Below are 1669 nucleotides of genomic sequence, written 5' to 3'. Positions count from 1 at the left end.
CGGCGCCTCGACGATCTCTGCGGCGCGGGTGCGCCATGCCTTGCGCCCGCGCTGATGACCGGCGAGGCGGGGCGGGACCAGGTGGCGCGGGAGCTGGCCGTCAGCACGCGCACATTGGCGCGCCAGCTCGCCGCGCGCGGCACCACCTTCGAGGACATCAAGGACCAGGTGCGCGGCACCGTGGCGCGCGAGCTTTTGGCGCTCACCGAACTGCCCATCGGCCGGGTCGCCGAGGCGCTGGACTACACCACCCACAGCGCTTTCGACCACGCCTTCCAGCGCTGGACCGGCACCACGCCCAGCCGCTGGCGCGCCTCCCAGAGCGAGGACTGAGCGCCCGTCCGGCAATCGGAAAGGGGCCTGGCCGCGACCACCGCAGTCAGGCCCGGGCTTGTTCTGGCCATCCATACGCGGCTCAAGGATCTGCGGGAGCCCCGGGCACCCCTCTCTGAGATTGTCCAAACGGGCTGCGGCCGACGCTACCGCACCCGCGCCACCGCGGCGGCGATGGCGGCGAGCTTGTCGGTGGCCGAGCCGGTGCAGCAGATGGGATTGTCGGCGAAGGTGGCGAAGCCGCAATCGGGGTGCAGCAGCACCCGCTCGCGCCCGAACAGGTCGACGGCGTGGGCGATGCGCGCGGCGACCGCGTCCACCGCCTCCACCTGGGGGTCCTTCTGGTTGACCACGCCGACGCCGATGCGGGCGTCCTGGGGCAGCCCCTTCAGGATCTCCATCTCCCCGCGCGCGGGGTACACATCTCCAGCAGGTAGGCGCCCACCCGCACGTCGGCGAGCGTCGCCACCAGCGGCGTGTAGGAGCCCGAAAGCGCGACGCTCTCGTCCGGCGTCCAATTGCCCCGGCACACGTGGAGCGCCGTGCGTTCGCGCGGGAAGCCGTCGAGCACCGCGTTGAGCAGATCGCGGGCAAACGCCAGCTCCTCCTGCGGCGCGAGCGATTCCGAGAGCGCGCCGCACATGAAGGAGCGCTTGCTCTTGGCGCCCGAGAACACCACCTCGGACAGCACCGGCTCGTCGAACTGGATCAGCGCGGCGCCGGCATCCATCAATTCCGCCAGTTCCTCGCGCAGCACGCGGACGATGTCGGCCGACAGTTCCTCGCGGCTGTCATAGGCGCGGTCAGAGATGCACTCCATCCACATGGTGCGGGTGAGGAGATAGGGGCCCGGCAGCGCCACCTTCACCGGCTTTTGCGTCACGCTGCGGGCGAAGTCCACCTCGTGCGCCACCAGCGGGCGCGAGCGCGAGAGCTTGCCGAACACCGCCGGGTGGCGCACGTCGCCGGCCGGGATGTCGAGGGCGCGCAGCTCGGCCTCGAACTCCTCCGGGTGGTCCACCAGCGGCAGCAGGTCGGTGAGCGGGATGAGCTGGCAATTGTCGAGGCGGCTGGCGACGAAGCTGGCATAGCTGTCGCGGCGCTGCTCGCCGTCCGTCACCACGTCGACGCCCGCTTTCTCCTGCGCGGCGATGGCGAGGCGGACGGCATCGTCCGCGGTCTCGTGGAACGCCGCCTCCGGCAGGCGGCCCTCCACATAAGCGTGCATGGCGTCGATCATCCAGCGCGGGCGCGGCCAGGAGCCGATACCCATCACCGCCAGCGCGGGAATGGCCGGGGCGGCCACCGGCACGCGCGCGGGCGCCGCGCGGCGGGT

Annotated in this window: 2 protein-coding genes and 1 pseudogene; 1 reads left to right on the top strand and 2 read right to left on the bottom strand. The window is 71.8% G+C overall.

From position 1 onward, the window contains the following. The coding region (locus AC2W7M_RS24985; RefSeq protein WP_486135759.1) for a helix-turn-helix transcriptional regulator at positions 1 to 333 on the top strand (333 nt) is incomplete at its 5' end. A gap of 146 nt (positions 334 to 479) precedes the next feature. Here AC2W7M_RS24985 and AC2W7M_RS24980 read toward each other — a convergent pair. Then, complete coding sequence (locus tag AC2W7M_RS24980) at positions 480 to 734, bottom strand: hypothetical protein (RefSeq protein ID WP_486135757.1); 255 nt, start codon at positions 732 to 734, stop codon at positions 480 to 482. Further along, positions 722 to 1669: pseudogene (locus AC2W7M_RS24975) on the bottom strand (5-methyltetrahydropteroyltriglutamate--homocysteine methyltransferase); the annotation flags it as partial. The gene AC2W7M_RS24980 and the pseudogene AC2W7M_RS24975, both read right to left, overlap by 13 nt.

This window comes from Xanthobacter sp. BG11Y11_SDJG, from assembly GCF_057364445.1.
The sequence above is the reverse complement of the archived record's forward strand: the minus strand, read 5'-3'. Positions and strand labels throughout refer to the sequence as shown.

Coding starts and splice junctions, on each gene's coding strand:
- AC2W7M_RS24980 (WP_486135757.1), bottom strand. CDS start 734: ATGGAGATCCTGAAGGGGCTGCCCCAGGACGCCCGCATCGGCGTCGGC.